At 55.8% G+C, this 16,894-nt stretch carries 14 protein-coding genes; 11 read left to right on the top strand and 3 right to left on the bottom strand.

The features are described 5' to 3' along the window. The first annotated feature begins 44 nt into the window (after positions 1 to 44). From J4772_RS20805 to J4772_RS20780, 6 genes are all read left to right on the top strand, one after another. Complete coding sequence (locus tag J4772_RS20805) at positions 45 to 3,707, top strand: ABC transporter ATP-binding protein (RefSeq protein ID WP_209071232.1); 3,663 nt, start codon at positions 45 to 47, stop codon at positions 3,705 to 3,707. Positions 3,708 to 4,027: 320 nt separating this feature from the next. Further along, positions 4,028 to 4,651, top strand: a complete 624-nt coding sequence (locus tag J4772_RS20800; protein WP_209071231.1) for a YhbD family protein — start codon at positions 4,028 to 4,030, stop codon at positions 4,649 to 4,651. A gap of 11 nt (positions 4,652 to 4,662) precedes the next feature. Then, positions 4,663 to 5,355 carry a hypothetical protein gene (locus tag J4772_RS20795; RefSeq protein ID WP_209071230.1) on the top strand — a complete coding sequence of 231 codons (693 nt, stop codon included), beginning with the start codon at positions 4,663 to 4,665 and terminating at the stop codon, positions 5,353 to 5,355. Further along, positions 5,348 to 6,019, top strand: a complete 672-nt coding sequence (locus J4772_RS20790; protein WP_116063342.1) for a hypothetical protein — start codon at positions 5,348 to 5,350, stop codon at positions 6,017 to 6,019. Before J4772_RS20795 ends, J4772_RS20790 begins: the two co-directional genes overlap by 8 nt. 223 nt (positions 6,020 to 6,242) lie before the next feature. Continuing rightward, entirely contained in the window at positions 6,243 to 7,829 is a 1,587-nt protein-coding gene (locus J4772_RS20785) for a peptide chain release factor 3 (protein WP_116063341.1), read from the top strand. A gap of 78 nt (positions 7,830 to 7,907) precedes the next feature. Beyond that, positions 7,908 to 9,065: an alpha-D-ribose 1-methylphosphonate 5-triphosphate diphosphatase gene (locus tag J4772_RS20780; RefSeq protein ID WP_209071229.1), complete on the top strand. Its 1,158-nt coding sequence runs from the start codon at positions 7,908 to 7,910 to the stop codon at positions 9,063 to 9,065. Here J4772_RS20780 and sspI read toward each other — a convergent pair. Further along, a complete protein-coding gene (sspI, locus tag J4772_RS20775; RefSeq protein ID WP_209071228.1) occupies positions 9,062 to 9,277 on the bottom strand; it encodes a small acid-soluble spore protein SspI in 216 nt (71 codons plus the stop codon). The genes J4772_RS20780 and sspI overlap by 4 nt on opposite strands. A 120-nt stretch (positions 9,278 to 9,397) precedes the next feature. Between sspI and J4772_RS20770 the strand changes: the two genes are divergently transcribed. Next, on the top strand, positions 9,398 to 10,078 hold the full coding sequence (locus J4772_RS20770) for a potassium channel family protein (RefSeq protein WP_116063338.1): 681 nt from the start codon (positions 9,398 to 9,400) through the stop codon (positions 10,076 to 10,078). Next, a complete protein-coding gene (locus J4772_RS20765) occupies positions 10,065 to 10,898 on the top strand; it encodes a TrmH family RNA methyltransferase (protein ID WP_209071227.1) in 834 nt (277 codons plus the stop codon). Before J4772_RS20770 ends, J4772_RS20765 begins: the two co-directional genes overlap by 14 nt. A 470-nt stretch (positions 10,899 to 11,368) precedes the next feature. Here J4772_RS20765 and J4772_RS37090 read toward each other — a convergent pair whose 3' ends face one another. Together J4772_RS37090 and J4772_RS20755 are read right to left on the bottom strand one after the other, a co-directional pair. Beyond that, positions 11,369 to 11,908 carry a YkvA family protein gene (locus tag J4772_RS37090; RefSeq protein ID WP_247740794.1) on the bottom strand — a complete coding sequence of 180 codons (540 nt, stop codon included), beginning with the start codon at positions 11,906 to 11,908 and terminating at the stop codon, positions 11,369 to 11,371. Positions 11,909 to 11,987: 79 nt separating this feature from the next. After that, positions 11,988 to 12,857: an AraC family transcriptional regulator gene (locus tag J4772_RS20755; RefSeq protein ID WP_209071226.1), complete on the bottom strand. Its 870-nt coding sequence runs from the start codon at positions 12,855 to 12,857 to the stop codon at positions 11,988 to 11,990. A gap of 251 nt (positions 12,858 to 13,108) precedes the next feature. Here J4772_RS20755 and J4772_RS20750 point away from each other — a divergent pair, with 251 nt between their 5' ends. The 3 genes from J4772_RS20750 (at position 13,109) to J4772_RS20740 (ending at position 16,879) form a co-directional block, all read left to right on the top strand. Next, the gene (locus tag J4772_RS20750) at positions 13,109 to 14,224 is read left to right on the top strand and encodes a glycoside hydrolase family 172 protein (RefSeq protein ID WP_209071225.1); all 1,116 of its coding nucleotides are present in this window, start codon (positions 13,109 to 13,111) and stop codon (positions 14,222 to 14,224) included. Between the two features lie 18 nt (positions 14,225 to 14,242). Continuing rightward, on the top strand, positions 14,243 to 15,361 hold the full coding sequence (locus tag J4772_RS20745) for a glycoside hydrolase family 183 protein (RefSeq protein ID WP_247740793.1): 1,119 nt from the start codon (positions 14,243 to 14,245) through the stop codon (positions 15,359 to 15,361). An 84-nt stretch (positions 15,362 to 15,445) separates the two neighbouring features. Next, complete coding sequence (locus J4772_RS20740; protein ID WP_209071223.1) at positions 15,446 to 16,879, top strand: ABC transporter substrate-binding protein; 1,434 nt, start codon at positions 15,446 to 15,448, stop codon at positions 16,877 to 16,879. Positions 16,880 to 16,894 lie beyond the last annotated feature (15 nt).

Raw genomic sequence — 16,894 nt, 5'->3', positions numbered from 1 at the left:
CATAGGAGAGTTCTTTCAAATCGTTTATTCGCGGGGGAATCCCTATGTCTCAGAAGAAGGCTAAAAGCAAACGCCCGTCACCTGTAGCCAAATTAAAGCCTTACCTGCTAAAGCGGAAAGGTTCGGTGTTCGGGGCGATGCTGCTGTCCGTACTGGCGTCGGCGCTTGGACTTGTGCCGTACGTGGTCGTCTATTTTTTGTGCACTCATATTTTGGAGCGGACGGGAGACGCCGACGTTTATTTGCAGCTTGCGGCCGTCGCGCTGGCGGCGGTCATCGCGAAGGGCGTCTGTCTGATGCTCTCGGCGAATCTGGCGCATAAGGCCGCCTACGATATGATCTACGAGGTGCGGCTCGATATGGCGGATAAGCTGACCAAGTTTCCGCTCGGCTATTTCGACCGTAACGATATCGGCAGCATCAAGCACACGATGAACGAGGATGCCGAGCAATTGGAGGAGGGCGTCGCGCATCTGCTTCCGGATCTGTCGTCGGCGACTGCGATACCGGTGCTGACGTTTATTTTGATGCTGTCGCTCGATTGGCGTTTGGCGCTTGCATCCTTTGCGTTCATTCCGATCCTGAGCGCCGCGTTCTCCTATGCCAACAGCAAGATCAAGCCGCTTGCGCCGCTGTTTGCAGAGTTCAACACGCTGATCAGCTCGGCCTTGCTGCGGTATGTGTGCGGAATTAAGGTCATTCGGGCGTTCTCCCGATCCGAGTCGGCCTATGCCGATTACAGCCGGATTATCCGGCAATCGGGCGAGCTGGGCGAGCGCACCGAGTCGCAGAGCGTGGTCGGCAAATCGCTGGCGGCCGGCCTGTCGCAGATGCCGCTGCTCGTTGTGGTACCTGTCGGCATCGCGCTGTTCGCCGCCGGTCAGATTACGCTTCCGCTGTTTATTTTGTTCATTTTGCTGACGATCGGCATTGGCAATACACTGCTCAAGACGTTCCGGACGAGCGGGCAAATTTCGTTCCGGCTGGCGGGAGTGACCCGCAAAATTTCAGCTCTGCTGGAACAGCCGGAGCTGCCGCAGCCGGAGCATGCGAAGCAGCCAAACGGTACGGAGATTGTGTTCGACGGGGTATCATTTACTTACGACGAGAAGCGGGAAGCTTTGACGGATGTCTCGTTTACGGTGCGTGAAGGCACCTTCACCGCTTTGGTCGGTCCTTCCGGCGCAGGTAAAACGACGATTGCGCGCCTGCTGCCCCGCTTCTGGGACGTATCGGGCGGTTCCGTCTCCATCGGCGGCGTCGATGTGCGCGAGATGGACAACGAATCGCTGATGCAGATGATTTCTTACGTGTTTCAGGATGTGTATTTGTTCCAAGGTACGATTATGGACAACATTCGCATGGGAAGGCCGGGCGCAAGCGACGAGGAAGTGATCGAGGCGGCGCGTCGGGCGAACTGCCACGACTTTATCGAAAGTCTCCCCGAAGGCTATCACACACAGGTCGGAGAAGGCGGCGGCAAGCTGAGCGGCGGGCAGCGACAGCGTATCAGCATCGTGCGCGCGTTCCTGAAGCAGGCGCCGATTCTTGTGCTGGACGAAGCGACGGCGCTGATTGATCCGGAGAATGAGGCGCGTATCCAGGATGCGATCAACGAGCTGGTTCACCCGGCCAACGGCAAGCCGAAAACGGTGCTGATGATCGCCCACCGCCTGCATACGATCGTACATGCGAATCAGATTGTCGTCGTGGAGGACGGGCGCGTTGCCGCCACCGGCACGCACGAGCAACTGCTGGCTTCCTATGAGGGCTATCGCAAGCAGTGGGAGGCGTACACGCAGCTTCCGGCAAACGATTCCGCCTTCGTTTCCGGCATTGCGGCATCCGCTGCGGTTCCGGACGTCATTGCGGAAGCCGGACCGGCAGCAGCAGGGACGCCGCCTCAAACGCCAAGCGCTGCACAGCGGCAGGAAGATGATGCGGCAGCAGATCCATATCGCCACTTAGGCACGCTCCCGGCGATCCAAAAATCGTTCGTCGTCGCCGAAGATGAGAAGGACCGCAACCGGATCAAAAAGGCGTACTGGGTGACGCTGTTGGCCAGTCCGTTTATTAGTCTCGCTCCGATTTTCGTCATGCTGGCGGCCGCCGGCATGTTCGCCGGACGTACCGAAGACGCTTGGCTGTACGCCGGAGCGATGGGGCTCGGATTTTTGGTTCAAGGCTTGCTGTATTACATGGAAAACAAGCTGCTGTTCCCGTTTTATCCGAAGCTGTCCTCCAATATTCGTCTGTACCTGGGCAAGCGGCTGAAAAACCTGCCGCTCGGCTTCTTTGTCGGCCGGGAGACGGCGACTCTCGAACTGCGGATCAAGCAGGATGCGATGATGGCGGGGCTACTACCGGCGTTTGTCGGCATGCTCATCAAAGGAACGATTGCCCCGGCGGTGACGATGATCGCGCTGCTGTGGATCGATTGGCCGTTGGCGCTGGTCGCCGCGGCGGGCATTCCGCTCAGTCTGCTCGTCACGCTGATGGCCGACCGCCGGTTCCAGGAGGTCATGGATCGCCTGCAGCAGGCGCGGGACCGGGCCAACAGCCGGATCGTCGATTTTATCCGCGGCATTACGGTCGTTCGCGCCTTCGGTCTGGGAAGAAGCTCGCTCATCGGCTACAAGGGTACGATGGACGAATATCGCCGCAGCAGTATAGCCATCAACAACAGAATCTCTCCCTATTCCGCGCTGAACGGCATCGTTTTCGAGCTGGGCTTCGTTGCCGTAATCGCGGTCGGCGGCTGGCGTTACACCGACGGCTCGCTCGACGGACTAGGCTTCCTTTGTTTTATGATGCTGGCCGCCGTACTGTACGAGCCGCTGCCGATGGTGGATTACATGGCTTACAGACGGATGATGCACATGACGGTTCGCAATTTGAACGAAATTATTCAGGAAGAGGATCTCGTTCAACCGAAGGCGGGAGAGGAGCGGCTGCCGCATGGGCATAACATCGAGCTGCGAGGCGTGCGTTTCGGCTATGACGACAGTCCGGTGCTGAAGGGCGTGAACCTGACGATCCCGGCCAAGGGCGTGACCGCGCTCGTCGGACCGTCGGGCGGCGGCAAAACGACAACGCTGAATCTGATCGCCAGGCTCTGGGATACGAACGAAGGCAGCGTGTCGATCGGCGGAGCAGACGTGCGAGGCATGAGGCACGATACGTTGATGTCGCAAGTGTCGATTGTGTTCCAAGATGTGTATTTATTCCCGGATAGCATTGCCGACAATATTCGTTACGGCAATCCCGAGGCGACGATGGAACAGGTGATTGCGGCGGCCAAGGCAGCCAGATGTCACGAGTTTATTGCCGAGCTGCCGGAGGGCTATGAGACGGTCGTGAGCGAGGGAGGAGGAACGTTGTCCGGTGGACAGCGGCAGCGCATCAGCATCGCCAGGGCGATTCTGAAGGATGCTCCGATCGTGCTTCTGGACGAAGCGACGGCAAGCATCGATCCTGAGAACGAGCGCTATATTCGCGAAGCGCTGCAGGCGCTCGCCGCGAACAAAACCGTGGTGATGGTCGCTCACCGCTTGCATACGATTAGCCAGGCCGATCTGATCGCGGTGATGGAAGACGGCCAGGTGGTGCAGACCGGCAAGCATGAGGAACTGTTGGAGCAGGGCGGGCTGTATCGTACGTTCTGGGAGGAACGCAGCCGCGCCGAACGTTGGCAAATCCAGCACTAAATGCGAACACAAGCATGTAAGCAAGGCGTACTGTAGTTTAAGAAGAGGCTGTATCCTAAGCAGAGTTTGCTGAGATGATCGATATAAAAAGTAAGGTGTATATACCTCCTGTAGACTGCCTCATACGCTCCTGAAATCACCGATTAACGGGTTTACCTATTCCCATTTCAGGAGCGTATAGCATCGGAGGGAGGTATATACACCTTCACCTTGTTCATCGATTATCTTTCAGAGCAACTCGGTTGGCTTAGGTTACAGCCTCTTATTTTTCGTTTTACAACGTAACAGTGTTATGTTACGATGTCTGTGGAGGGATTAACATGGAACCCAATCTCATTTCGAAGAAGGACCTGCTGGAGGAGAAAGGCATTTCCTACGGCCAGCTGTACCGCTGGAAACGAAAGCAGCTCATTCCCGAGGAATGGTTTATTCGCAAATCGACGTTTACTGGGCAGGAAACGTTTTTTCCGCGCGATCTCATCTTGGCCCGTATTGATAAAATCATGAATATGAAGGACGACTTGTCGCTGGATGAACTGGCCGATAAGCTGTCTCCGGTGCTACCCGATTATGAAATGCGCAAATTCGATTTAGAGAAACGAAACATTGTTTCGTCAATCGTGCTTCAGCGTTTTGCCGCCGAGGACGACGGAGCGCTCGTTTATACGTTCGACAAGCTGCTGTATTTTTACGTAGTCGACAAGCTGCTGCAGGCGGGCGAGATGAGCATGGAGGAGGGGGATCGGTTGCTGGCGACGCTGCGGGAGCATTTTCCGAAGTTCGCGGGCAAAGCCTGCGATCTGGTGTTTACGCGCAAGATGGGCGTCTCGTCGTTCGCGCTGCTATCCGCCCCGTCCGAATTGTACTTCGAAAGCGGCGTGAAGGTCGTTGCGCGGATTTCAATGACGGAATGTATTGAACAGTTAAAAGGAAAATGGGTGTAGGAGGGATTAGGATGAGCCAGCAGCAATTCAATCAAGGAGATTTGATCATTAACGGAGTCAGCACGGCGGGCGGCGGAGAATACGGCAGAGTCAAAATCGACGGCGTAGGCACGGTCGAAGGGGATATCGTGTGCATCGATTTCGATTGCGACGGGATGACGAAAATTCGCGGCGCCTTGGCCGCTATAACGATGGACGCGGACGGCATGTTTAGGGTTGAAGGAGATTTGTCGGCCGAGAGATCGGTCATTGACGGCTATATGAAAGTAAAAGGCTCTTTGAAGGGAGACAGCTTCTCGATAAACGGACAGCTTCGCGTCGGAGGGAATTGCGAGATCGAGAGCTTTCGCGCGGAAGGCGCGTTTGAGGTGAGCGGTCTGCTCAACGTCGGAACGATGGACGTCCTTCTCCACGGCCGGGGCAAAGCGGGGGAAATCGGCGGCGAGACGATTCGGGTCAAAAGGAAGTCGAGCGGTCCGCTGAACAAGCTGCTCTCGTGGATCATGCCGCGATTCGCGACGGAGCTTCATGTGGAGTCGATCGAAGGCGACGAGATTGAACTGGAATATACGCATGCGGAAGTCGTGCGCGGCAATCGGGTACGGATCGGTCGAGGCTGCTCGATCGGCTTGGTCGAATATAGGACGGAACTGCAGGCGCACCCCGGAGCGAAAATCGGCAAGGAGGCGAAGATCGGTGGCTGAGCAAACGAGACGAGATATTCGAATGGTCGGGGAAACGAACTCGGCGGGCGGTTATTTCCGCAATGTGAAGCTGACGGGCGAAAGTACGTTTTCCGGCGATGTGGACTGCGTCAAGCTGACGCAGATCGGCGAGCTTGAGATCACAGGCGGCTTAACGGTCGGCGAGATGAAATTGACGGGCGAATGCGAGGTGCTTGGCCGGCTGAAGGCGGGCGCGATCGGCGGCCGGGGCGAGCTGAAGGTCAAGGCGGGCTTGCGAGCCGAAAGAGTGAAGTTCACCGGGAATGTCGCGTCGGACGGAGACTGCGAGGCGGGAATCTTCAAAATGGACGGAGCCTTTGGCATAAGGGGACTGCTCGGCGCAGATACGGTGGACGTTCGCATGTTCGGGCCTTGCACAGCCAAGGAAATCGGCGGCTCGAAAATTATGGTGCGGAGAAGCCGTACCCGAAAGCTGCTCAGCCTTGTCCATGCGGGCGGCAACAGCGTTCTGAACGCGGAGCAGATCGAAGGGGACGCAGTTGTGCTGGAATATACGGAAGCTGCCGTAGTCCGCGGCAATCGCGTCGAGATCGGCCCGGGCTGCAAAATCGGCAAGGTCGAATATCGCAGCGAGTTGGATATTCACAAGAGCGCGACGGTAGCGGAAGTCGTGCAGATCTAAACTGCGGAACTGCTGCTTGGCCTGATTTTCGCGGAGCTGGACGAGACGGTTGTCGCGACCGCAATGCCGACGATTATTGTTGATCGGAAGAGCCTATTTTCTCCTTAGCGGGAAGATAGGCTCTTCATTTAGCATCGATTATGTTTCACAGCAACTTGGTTGGCGCCCCTTTTGTTGTGCTATAATGGAAGCTGTTATTTTATCGTGAAGGGACTATCCGAGGATGAGCCAAAAAACAAGCGAGGAATTGCGGCAGGAAGTGGAGAAACGCCGTACTTTCGCGATTATTTCCCACCCCGATGCGGGGAAAACGACATTGACGGAGAAGCTGCTGCTGTACGGGGGCGCGATTCATACCGCCGGCTCGGTCAAAGCGCGCAAAGCGGCGCGACACGCAACGAGCGACTGGATGGAGATCGAGAAGCAGCGGGGAATTTCCGTTACTTCCTCCGTCATGCAGTTCCAATACGAAGGCAAGCAAGTAAACATTCTGGATACGCCGGGTCACCAGGACTTCAGTGAAGATACGTACCGGACGCTGACGGCTGCGGACAGCGCGGTCATGCTGATCGACGTCGCCAAAGGCGTCGAGGCGCAGACGATCAAGCTGTTCCAGGTGTGCAGCAAGCGGGGCATTCCGATTTTCACCTTTATCAACAAGCTTGACCGCGAAGGCCAAGATCCGTTTGAGCTGCTCGAAGAGATCGAGCGCGTGCTCGGCATTCGTTCGGTGCCGATGAACTGGCCGATCGGTATGGGGCGGGAGCTGTGCGGCGTATACGACCGGATGAAGAGCCAGGTCGAGCTGTTCCAGGGCAAGGACCATTCCAAGATCGAAGTGCGCAAGACGTCCGATTACAACGATCCGGTCATTCGCGAGATGGCCGGGGACTATTTGGCGGAGAAGCTGGCGCAGGAGCTTGAACTGCTCGACGTGGCCGGCGACGAGTTCGACTATGAGAAGGTGCGGACGGGACAGCTGACTCCGGTGTTTTTCGGCAGCGCCGTTAACAACTTCGGCGTGCAAACATTTCTGGAGAACTTCCTGGAGCTGGCGCCGCAGCCGACCGAGCGCAAGACGGCCGACGGCACGGTTGCTCCAGAGGAAGAGAAATTCTCCGGCTACGTGTTCAAAATCCAGGCGAACATGAACCCGGCGCACCGCGACCGGATTGCCTTCCTGCGCATTTGCTCGGGCAAGTTCCAGCGCGGGATGAGCGTGCGGCATGTGCGCGCGGGCAAGGAGATCAAGCTGGCGCAGCCGCAGCAGTTTCTGGCCCAGGATCGCGACATCGTCGAGACGGCTTATCCGGGCGATATTATCGGCTTGTTCGATCCGGGCATTTTCCGCATTGGGGACAGTCTAAGCGAAGGCCGCGACATCGTGTTTAACGAGCTTCCGACGTTTTCGCCGGAAATTTTCTCCAAAGTATCGATCAAAAACGCGCTGAAGCAGAAGCAGTACCTGAAAGGGCTGGATCAGCTGACCGAGGAAGGCATGGTGCAGGTGTTCCGCTCGGTCGGCCCGTTCGAGGATACGTATCTCGGCGTTGTCGGTCAGCTCCAATTCGAGGTGTTCGAATACCGGATGAAGAACGAATACGGCGTCGATATTCAGCTGTTCCGCACGCAGTTCCAATTCGCGCGCTGGGTCGTGGGCGGCAAGGTCGATCCGACGAAGTTCCGCATCAACTCGATTCTCGTCAAGGATAAGAACGACGTGAATGTCGCGCTGTTCGAGAACGAGTACGCGATGCGGACCGCGATGGAACGGATGCCGGAGCTTGAATTTCTGGAAGTCGCTCCTTAACGGAATATGCAACGGCAGCCTGTCGCCCTTCGGGGCGGTGGGCTCTTTTATCACTCGGTCAAGAAAGGCGGGGACGCGATGGGCAGCAGATTGACGATCAAGGGCGGCCTCGTCGTCCGTCCGGACGGCGTGAGTCAAGGGGATTTGGCGATTGAGGACGGTATCATTGCGTCGATCGGGGAGGCCGGAAGCGGGGACGAGACGGCGGTTCTCGAGGCGGAGGGCTGCTGGGTGCTTCCCGGCCTGATCGATATGCATTGCGATGCGATCGAGAAGGAGGTCGAGCCTCGACCGAATACGTTGTTCCCGATGGAGATGGCGTTTCTTCAATTCGAACGCAAGCTGGCCGGACACGGCATTACGACGATGCTGCATTCCTTGTCGCTTGGAGTGGGTTTGAGTCTGCGCGGCGAGCATCTTGTCGGCGAGATGATTGAACTGATTGCGTCCATGCGCAAAGAGCGGGCAATGATTCGTCACGGCGTGCATTTGCGATACGAAGTATCCCATCTGACCGGATTCGGACTGGCGGAGCGTCTGCTTGAGGAAGGGCTGCTGGACTACGTGTCGCTGATGGATCATGCGCCGGGTCAGGGGCAGTATCATCGGCCGGGGGCGTTCGAGCGCTATGTGATGAAAAATCAAGGAGTCGGGATCGACGAGGTCGCAGTCATCGTGGAGGAATTGCAGGAGCGCAGAGGCCGGGTGGATTGGAGCAAGCTTAAGGCGCTTACCGCACGGGCGCGAGCGGCCGGCATCGCCGTCGCCTCGCACGACGACGATACGGTCGAGGCCGTTGAGCGCTCGCTCGGCTTCGGGGCGACGGTGTCGGAATTTCCGTTGAATCTGGATACCGCTGTGTTCGCTTCTTCCCGCGGAATGGGAGTTTGCGTAGGCGCGCCCAACATCGTTCGCGGCGGCTCCCACGACGGCAACCTGAAGGCAAGCGAAGCCGTCCGCAAAGGCGTGGCGGACATTCTCTGCTCGGACTACCATCCGGCATCGCTGCTTCATGCGATCTTCGGCCTGGAAGCGGAGGGAGTTCCGCTGACGCAAGCGGTAAACATGGCGAGTTTGAATCCGGCCAGAGCAATAGGTCGCGATAAGACGATCGGCTCATTGGAACCCGGCAAACGGGCAGACGTCATTGTCGTGGGCAAAATACGCGACATTCCGGTCGTCCGTTATACGATCGTGGACGGAACGCTGGTGCACGCGACGTGGGACATCGGTTAAGCTTGTCCGGTCGGCAGCTGCTTTTGGAGGACGGATATCATTTTTTTACGGGCGGCTGCGGTGCTGTTCTTCCAGATAATCTCGAACAGGACGCCGAGGCCGGGCAGCGCCATCTCTTCGGAATCGATCGAGCCTTCGATGATGTCGGTCAATTCTTCGTCTTCCTTACCCTGAACTCGTTGTACAATGGCTTGTCTGAGGTCCAATTCCACGGACTTACCCCCTTGAAGGAAAAGATACCCGTATAGAGTCCCCCAACGGCTTGAAGCTTATGCCCGCGGGCGATTATGATATAATGAAGCGCATGTTAACGAACGCTAGGAGGAATAGAATTGGCCAAGAAACCGCACGGCAAAAAACAATACGCCATCATCGGCCTGGGCCGATTCGGCTCGAGCGTGGCGAAGTACTTGGCGGAAATGGGTTACGAGGTGCTCGCGGTGGACGACAACGCCCAACGCGTGCAAGACGTAGCGCATACCGTTACGCATGCCGTCGCCGCAGATTCGACGGACGAAGAGGCAATGAGCTCGCTCGGCATTCGCAACTTCGATGTCGTCGTCGTGGCGATCGGACAAGATATTCAAGCGAGCATATTAACGACCTTGATCCTGAAGGATCTTGGCGTTCCCTATATTATCGTGAAGGCTCAGAACGAGTTGCACGGCAAGGTGCTGAACAAGATCGGGGCCGACAAAGTCGTATTCCCGGAGCGGGATATGGGGCTGCGCGTCGCTCATCATCTGATCTCTCCGAACATTTTGGATCATATTGAGCTGTCCACAGATTACAGTATTGTGGAGATGAGGCTGCCTTCCCAGATGGTCGGCAAAAATTTGAAGCAGCTCGACATTCGGCTGAAGTATAACTGCAACGTGCTCGCGGTGAAACGCAGCGGTGAGATGAACATTACGCCAAGCGCGGACGAGCCGCTCATTCGCGACGATATTCTCGTCATCGTCGGCAAGAACGAACAACTAACGAAGCTGGAGCAGGCGCATGCGGAACTATGAACCTTATATAAGCTCGTTGTCCAATCCGCGCGTGAAGGAATGGGCCAAGCTGCTGGAACGGAAATATCGGGATCGCGAGGGCAAGTTTCTGCTGGAAGGCATTCATCTGGTGAAGGAAGCTTTGGCAGCGGGCTGGCCGCTTGAAGTCGTGGCCTTCGACGAGGGCTCGGGGGTGTTGGAGCAGTTTCCGGAGGAAGCGGACGGTAGTCTGGAGGGAGTGGGAGGACGGCGGTGCGCTTGGATTCCCGTCTCGCCCGACATTATCGCCAAGTGCAGCGAGACGGGAACGCCGCAGCCGATCTTCGCAGTGGCGCTTAAGCGGCCGCTGGAAGAGGAAAAGCTGTATTCGGTGGAGCGCGGACTAGTCGCGGTGCTGGACGGCGTACAGGACCCCGGTAACGTAGGCACGATTGTTCGCAGCGCCGCAGCGAGCGGAGCGACAGCCGTCGTGCTGGGCAAAGGGACCGCCGACTTGTACAACCCGAAAACGATCCGGGCGACAATGGGGGCGTTGTTCCACGTTCCCGTGCTGGAGGCGAATTTGGGCGAGTTACTGCCTCAGGCGGCTTCGCATGGAGCTGCTATTGTAGGCACGAGCTTGCAGGCTGCGCGCTCGTGTTATGGATATGATTTTGCCGCGCGCAGCGTTTGGCTTGTCTTCGGCAACGAGGGCGCAGGGCTGTCGGAGGCGGTCGGCGAATTCGTACATACGAATGTAATTATACCGATGACCGGCCGCGCGGAATCGCTTAACGTCGCTATGGCGGCCACGGTGCTATTGTTTGAGGCTCAGCGGCAGCGGGGGTTAACCCAACAATAATTCGCGTCCACCCCCCAAATAACTGTCCAGGCATAAAAATAACGGTCAAACCTCTTATCAAAGACTGGAAATCGCCAAGCATCGGCCCAAGCGAACCTCCAGTCTTTTTCATTCTTCCGTTCAACCCACAAATCCTCCAATTGATCGGAAATCGAACTTTTTACGGCGGCCCTATTCACACACATGCGTTTACGCCCTACGAAGGGACTTCCGTGAGGGAAGTTAGTCGAAAAACCATACAAAATGACTCGGATTAGCTCTAATCCGCGGACGTTTGTTCGATAAATCGTACAAAGTAACTCAAATCAGGCTCAAACGGCGGACGTTTGTAGGGAAAACTGTACAAGCGATTAAAATTAAGAGTTGTACCATTCAGGATTTCAGGAGCGTATCGTATCGTATCGTATCGGAGGAGGTACATACACCTTTCACCTTGTTCATCGATTATCTACCCCAGCAACTTGATTGGCTTATGATTTAAACCACTCTTCGGCCTGCTGCCTATGCTGATCCGTAATATGAGAGCTTATGCTATTGAACGCTAGCCAGAAAGCTGCGGCATCGTCCGTATAGCCAAGAACCAATATAAAATCGGGAATTAAATCGATGGGGAGTACGATATAGGCCAATGCACCGATGGCAATGGCTTTAACCTTCATAGGCGTTTTACTATCGGTCGCGCAGTAATACATCGCTAGTGCATCTTTGGCAAACGGTATTTTAGAGGCATGCTTTTTTAACTTTTTTAGAAAATTATTTTTAACATACTTCTCTTGCTCGTCAGGGTTGCCGATCTTTGCTGTCCACGTGTTTGTGTCAATTTTTTCATCTTTAGAATAGGCTTGTTCGGCTGCCAAAGCCGAAGCTAATTCCTGTTCCGTTTGATAAGCGCTAAGGGACAAGTCTTCGCTAAACTTTGCGTTACACTTGCTGCAGTGAGCCTTTGTAAAATTCTTCGTATCAATGGGATTGATCTGACCGCAGTTTTGACATTCCATCTGTCTGATCATCGTAAATTCCCCCTTTTGAGTAGCGGTGATAGAAGTGGTTGCGATTGGTCTCAACTCCCAGAGCAGCGCAGAGACAGCTTTATTTTTTCTTCCGGTAAGCCGACGGAGAGACTCCCTCCCACTTGTGGAACGTCCTGCTGAAAGCGTGAATGCTCTGAAAGCCCAGCTCGTCCGCGATTTGCGTCAGCGACAGGTTCGTGAATTGGATCATCTGCTTGGCTTTCTCCAGGCGAACGGAGACGTGGTACTGGATCGGCGTCATGCCGTAAGCTTTCTTGAACAGCCGACACAAATAATATTTACTCATATTGGCCAGATCCGCAAGCTCGTCGAGGGTCGATTCCTGATCGATGTGATGCGAGAGATAGTTTTTGACCCGGTCCAGCTGTTCCCAATTGGATTGCAGGTGCGTGTTGCGCCGCCAATGAATTTCCCGCAGGAGCAGCACCCAGAGCTGAATGAACAAGCCTTTGGCCGTCGTCTCGTAATAGGGGAATTTGCGCTCGAATTCGAAGATAATTTCCTGGATCAGTTGTTCAATGGCGGCAGGCTTGTTCAAGCGAATGTGGTTGGGCAGAGGATCCTCCATGTCCGCGATGACGTCCTCCCGGATCCACCCCCGTTCCGATTCGGTCAAGAGCGAGTACGGCCTGTAAGACACTTTGACGTCGGGGCTGTCCCCGCGATAATACAGATCGAAATGCAGATGCGGCTGCCTCAGCGGCTTGTCGTGCAGCAGATTGATCGAATGAACCTGGTTCGGCTTGAACAGGAACAAATCCCCCGGTTTTCCGTGATAAATGACGTTCTCCACCGAGACCTCGCATTCCCCTTCTTTTACGAACATGAGCTCATAGTCGAAAATGACCCTCTCGGTAATGTTGACCGGAGGATAGATCGTCGAATCCCAAGCGACGCGGATATAAGGAGAGAGGGTGTTCAAATCCATCCTCAACACGACCTCCTTCGAGCGAAAGTTGAACAATTTGGGTTAAACTTCTTACTTATTCTGCTAAAGAATATTGGATAGAAATCCAATAAAATAACAATTGTAAGCGCTATAAAGATTATAGGGAAAATGATTGTCCAAGGCAATAATGCCTAAAAGCAAGGTGGGAATCCGAACGGGAGCCATCTTCTTTCGTCTGGCCTTCGACAGCGCTCAACCTCGAATCCATCGACAAAAAGGGGCTATGCAGCATGCATCTTTCATCGTCTTTATCCTCTCTGAGCTTGGCGAGAGCGGGCAGAAGAAAACGGGTATCCAGCTATGATCGATCGGGCGGCAACAAAGATTATTATTCGGTCTTTCCGGGAGAAAACAAAACGATATGCGAGATCCGGGGCGCAGGGGCGATCACGCACATCTGGATGACGATGGCTACGGACGGGGCGAGCGAAGAGGCATTTCTGCCCCGCAAAATCGTACTCCGAATGTATTGGGACGGCGAGGATGGACCTAGCGTCGAAGCGCCGATCGGGGACTTTTTCGGGATGGGCCACGGATTGACGCGCAATTTCACGTCTGCGGCGCTCATGATGAGCCCGGAGGACGGCAAAGCGTTTAATTGCTTTTTCCGCATGCCATACGTGGAGGGAGCCCGGATCGAGGTCGAAAGCGAAGCGGACAGCCCGATCAAGTTTTACTTCTATATTGATTATGAGGAATACGACGCATTGCCGGAAGATGAGCTTCGTTTTCACGCCCAGTGGCGTCGGGAGTGTCCGACGGACGGCGTCCCGGATCAGGGACAGGGAATGGACAATGCCTACTTCGAATTCGGCGGGAAAAACATAACCGGAGACGGCAACTACGTCATTCTGGACGCGGTCGGCAAAGGCCACTACGTCGGCTGCAACTTCAACGTCCACAACTTGCGCGAGACGAGGGAGTGGAACTGGTACGGCGAAGGGGACGACATGATCTTCATCGACGGGGAGCCTTGGCCGCCTACTCTTCACGGCACCGGCATGGAGGATTATTTCAATACCGCGTGGTGTCCGCAGCAGGAGGTGTCCACGCCGTATCACGGAATCATTCTCGGCGGCGGTTGGAACTGGAGCGGGAAGATTTCGACGTACCGTTACCATATTCTCGACCCGATCATGTTCGAGAAGAGCGTCCGCGTGACGATCGAGCACGGTCACAACAATCACCGGAGCGACGACGTGTCTTCGACCGCTTACTGGTACCAGGAGGAGCCGCATCGTCCGTTCGGGCCGCTCCCGAAAGTCGCCGATCGAATGCCGCTTCCGGATCTGAAGCCTTTTGACAGCGCGAGTCTCGGAAGGATTTTCGGTCATCAAAATCCGTAAATGCGAGGAGTGGATACGTTGAAACGAATAATCGCGATCTCGGCCTGCGCCTTCCTGCTTCTGACGACGGCCTGCTCAGGGGGAAGCAAGACGAACCCGATGCTGGACGCGAAAGATAAGGACTTCGTATTGAAAGGCATTTCCGATCTAACGCAGGTGTCTCAGATAACCGGGGCCGATTCCCCGAACCATACGGAAAAGTACGGCGTCTACGGCACGGACCTCGGTTCTATGATCAACGACGGCGACCGCACTTATTTCGTCCTTGGGGATACGTTCGGCGAACGGCCCGAAGGGATGACCGGCGGCGGGGGCAGCCTGTGGCGGTCGAATACGCTGGCTTATACGACGGACGTCGAGCCGTCCGACGGCATTACGCTCGACGGGATGATCATCGACGAGATCGGACTGGCCAAAGAATTGCTTCCTTCGGCGAAAGTCGATTTCGATGAAATGACGAAGATTCCGACGCACGGCTTATCCGCGAACGGCGCTTTGTACTTGTACTACATGTCGGTTAACCATTGGGGTGAGCCGGGCAAATGGGACGCCAATTACGCCAGTCTGGCCAAGTCGACGGACCAAGGACAAAACTGGACGTTGCTGGACGACGTGAAATGGCCCGGAGACGGCAACTTCATTCAAGTGAGTCCGTTCAAGGCGGATGCCGCCGAAGGAAAGAAGGACGTTTACCTGTGGGCGATCCCCTCCGGCCGATACGGCGGCGTGCAGTTGATGAAGGTCGCCGAAGAGAGCGTGGAGAACCTGGCGGATTACCGCTATTTCTCGGGTAAGGACGACAAGGGAGCCCCGGTCTGGAGCGAGAATCCGGCTCAAGCGAAGACGGTGGTGGACGATTCGGTCGGCGAGCTGTCCGTCGTCTGGAATTCCTATCTGGAGCGATGGCTGATGACTTACCTTAACGAAGGGAACGGCGTCGTCATCCGGGAAGGGCTTAGTCCGTGGGGGCCGTGGGGAGACAAGATTGAGCTGGTGAGCCCGACGGAATACCCCGGCCTGTACGCCCCGTTCATGAACGAACGCTATACAGCCGACGGCGGCAAAAGCATCTACTTCGCGCTTTCTCTATGGGACCCCTATAACGTTTTCTGGTTTAAGGCGACGTTGGAGAAGTAATTGGCGCAAGCATCCCCGCGTTTCGAATGTCGATTTAAGCGCTCAGCGTTTAAATAGCTTGACAAAAAAAGGGAGGATTCAAGCATGCAGGAAAAATGGGGAAAGTCGAAAAAATGGACGGTTATGCCATCGGTGCTCTTGGCCGCGGCGATGATGGTGACGGGATGCGGAGGCGGCAATAACGACAAGGGCTCGAACGCCAGTCCTTCCGTTAGCGCCAGTTCCAGCGAAAGTGCGGCGCCAAGCGAGAGCGCCGCGCCGCAGGAGTCGGAAAGCGCGGCGCCCGCGGAGAAGGTCAAACTCGAATTCTGGGCGCAGAAATTCGAGGACACGACGGACGCATGGTTCAAGAAATGGACGACCGAGTTTAACAAAGCCAACGATAACGTCGAAGTGAAGCTGACGATCGTTCCGGGCGACGCATGGGCGCAGAAGCTGAAAGCCGCGCAAGCCGCGGGCAAGGCTCCCGACATCATGACGATGAATTACGGCAATATCGCGAACGCGGCCAAGCTTGGACAAATCCAGGCTCTGAACGATTTAATGGATCCTGCCGTGTTCGACGACCTGTACGATAACGTGAGAGATTTCGTTACAGTCGGCGACAAGATCTACGCTTACCCGAAGCTGGTAGAACCGTCCGCTGTACTTTACTATCGCAAAGACCTGTTCCAGGAAGCCGGACTTGATCCGGAGAAACCGCCGACGACTTGGGCGGAAGTGCTCGAATACGGCAAAGCGCTGACGAAGAAAGGCGTGTTCGGATTCACGACCGCGCAGAACGCCGCGGATCTGGGATGGTCCAGCTGGGGCTTGCAGTACAATGCCTCCGGTCATCTGGCAGTCACGGACGACTGGTCCAGCGCAGACGTTAATAACGGCGCTTACGAGAATGTGCTGAACTTTTACCAGCAGGCCTATCAATCAGGCATCATGCCTAAGCAGCAACTCGCGGGTTACGCGGATATCAAGCCTTTCGGCGAAGGTAAAGTCGCGATGGCCGTGTGCGGCTCTTGGGCGATCGGGCAACTGCGGAACAGCTATAAGGACATTTTGGATAAAGTAGGCGTTGCTCCGATGGCCTCGTTTGACGGCGATCAGACGAAGCCGACGGCCACGCTCGGGGGCTGGACGCTTGTCGTCGACGGCAAATCCCAGCACGCGAACGAAGCGGCTTCCTATATTTCGTACCTGCTCGCAGGGGATACGGGCATCATGATCGACTTCTTCAAGGGCGCGCAATTTTCCAAGTTTTCCGCGCGTAAATCCGTTGATGAAGCCATGAAATCCGATGTTGACGCATCGAAGGACGCATGGCGCGCCCTGATCGCCGAGAAGGTGATCCCGTACTCGAAAGCCGAGCCGATCTATCCTTGGGACATCAGCTTCGCGCTCTCGACCGCGATCGAGTCGGCTATGAAAGGCACGAGCGTGGACAAAGCGCTGGCCAAGGCGGAAAAAGACATCAACGACTTTATCGCGAAATCCAAGCTGGCGGGCACGAATCCGAAGCAATAACGTCCGGACGACATG

It is taken from the genome of Cohnella sp. LGH (assembly GCF_017671885.1).
Classification (GTDB): domain Bacteria; phylum Bacillota; class Bacilli; order Paenibacillales; family Paenibacillaceae; genus Cohnella; species Cohnella phaseoli.
The sequence above is the reverse complement of the archived record's forward strand: the minus strand, read 5'-3'. Positions and strand labels throughout refer to the sequence as shown.

Coding starts and splice junctions, on each gene's coding strand:
- J4772_RS20805 (WP_209071232.1), top strand. CDS start 45: ATGTCTCAGAAGAAGGCTAAAAGCAAACGCCCGTCACCTGTAGCCAAA.
- J4772_RS20800 (WP_209071231.1), top strand. CDS start 4,028: ATGGAACCCAATCTCATTTCGAAGAAGGACCTGCTGGAGGAGAAAGGC.
- J4772_RS20795 (WP_209071230.1), top strand. CDS start 4,663: ATGAGCCAGCAGCAATTCAATCAAGGAGATTTGATCATTAACGGAGTC.
- J4772_RS20785 (WP_116063341.1), top strand. CDS start 6,243: ATGAGCCAAAAAACAAGCGAGGAATTGCGGCAGGAAGTGGAGAAACGC.
- J4772_RS20780 (WP_209071229.1), top strand. CDS start 7,908: ATGGGCAGCAGATTGACGATCAAGGGCGGCCTCGTCGTCCGTCCGGAC.
- J4772_RS20765 (WP_209071227.1), top strand. CDS start 10,065: ATGCGGAACTATGAACCTTATATAAGCTCGTTGTCCAATCCGCGCGTG.
- J4772_RS37090 (WP_247740794.1), bottom strand. CDS start 11,908: ATGATCAGACAGATGGAATGTCAAAACTGCGGTCAGATCAATCCCATT.
- J4772_RS20755 (WP_209071226.1), bottom strand. CDS start 12,857: ATGGATTTGAACACCCTCTCTCCTTATATCCGCGTCGCTTGGGATTCG.
- J4772_RS20750 (WP_209071225.1), top strand. CDS start 13,109: ATGCATCTTTCATCGTCTTTATCCTCTCTGAGCTTGGCGAGAGCGGGC.
- J4772_RS20740 (WP_209071223.1), top strand. CDS start 15,446: ATGCAGGAAAAATGGGGAAAGTCGAAAAAATGGACGGTTATGCCATCG.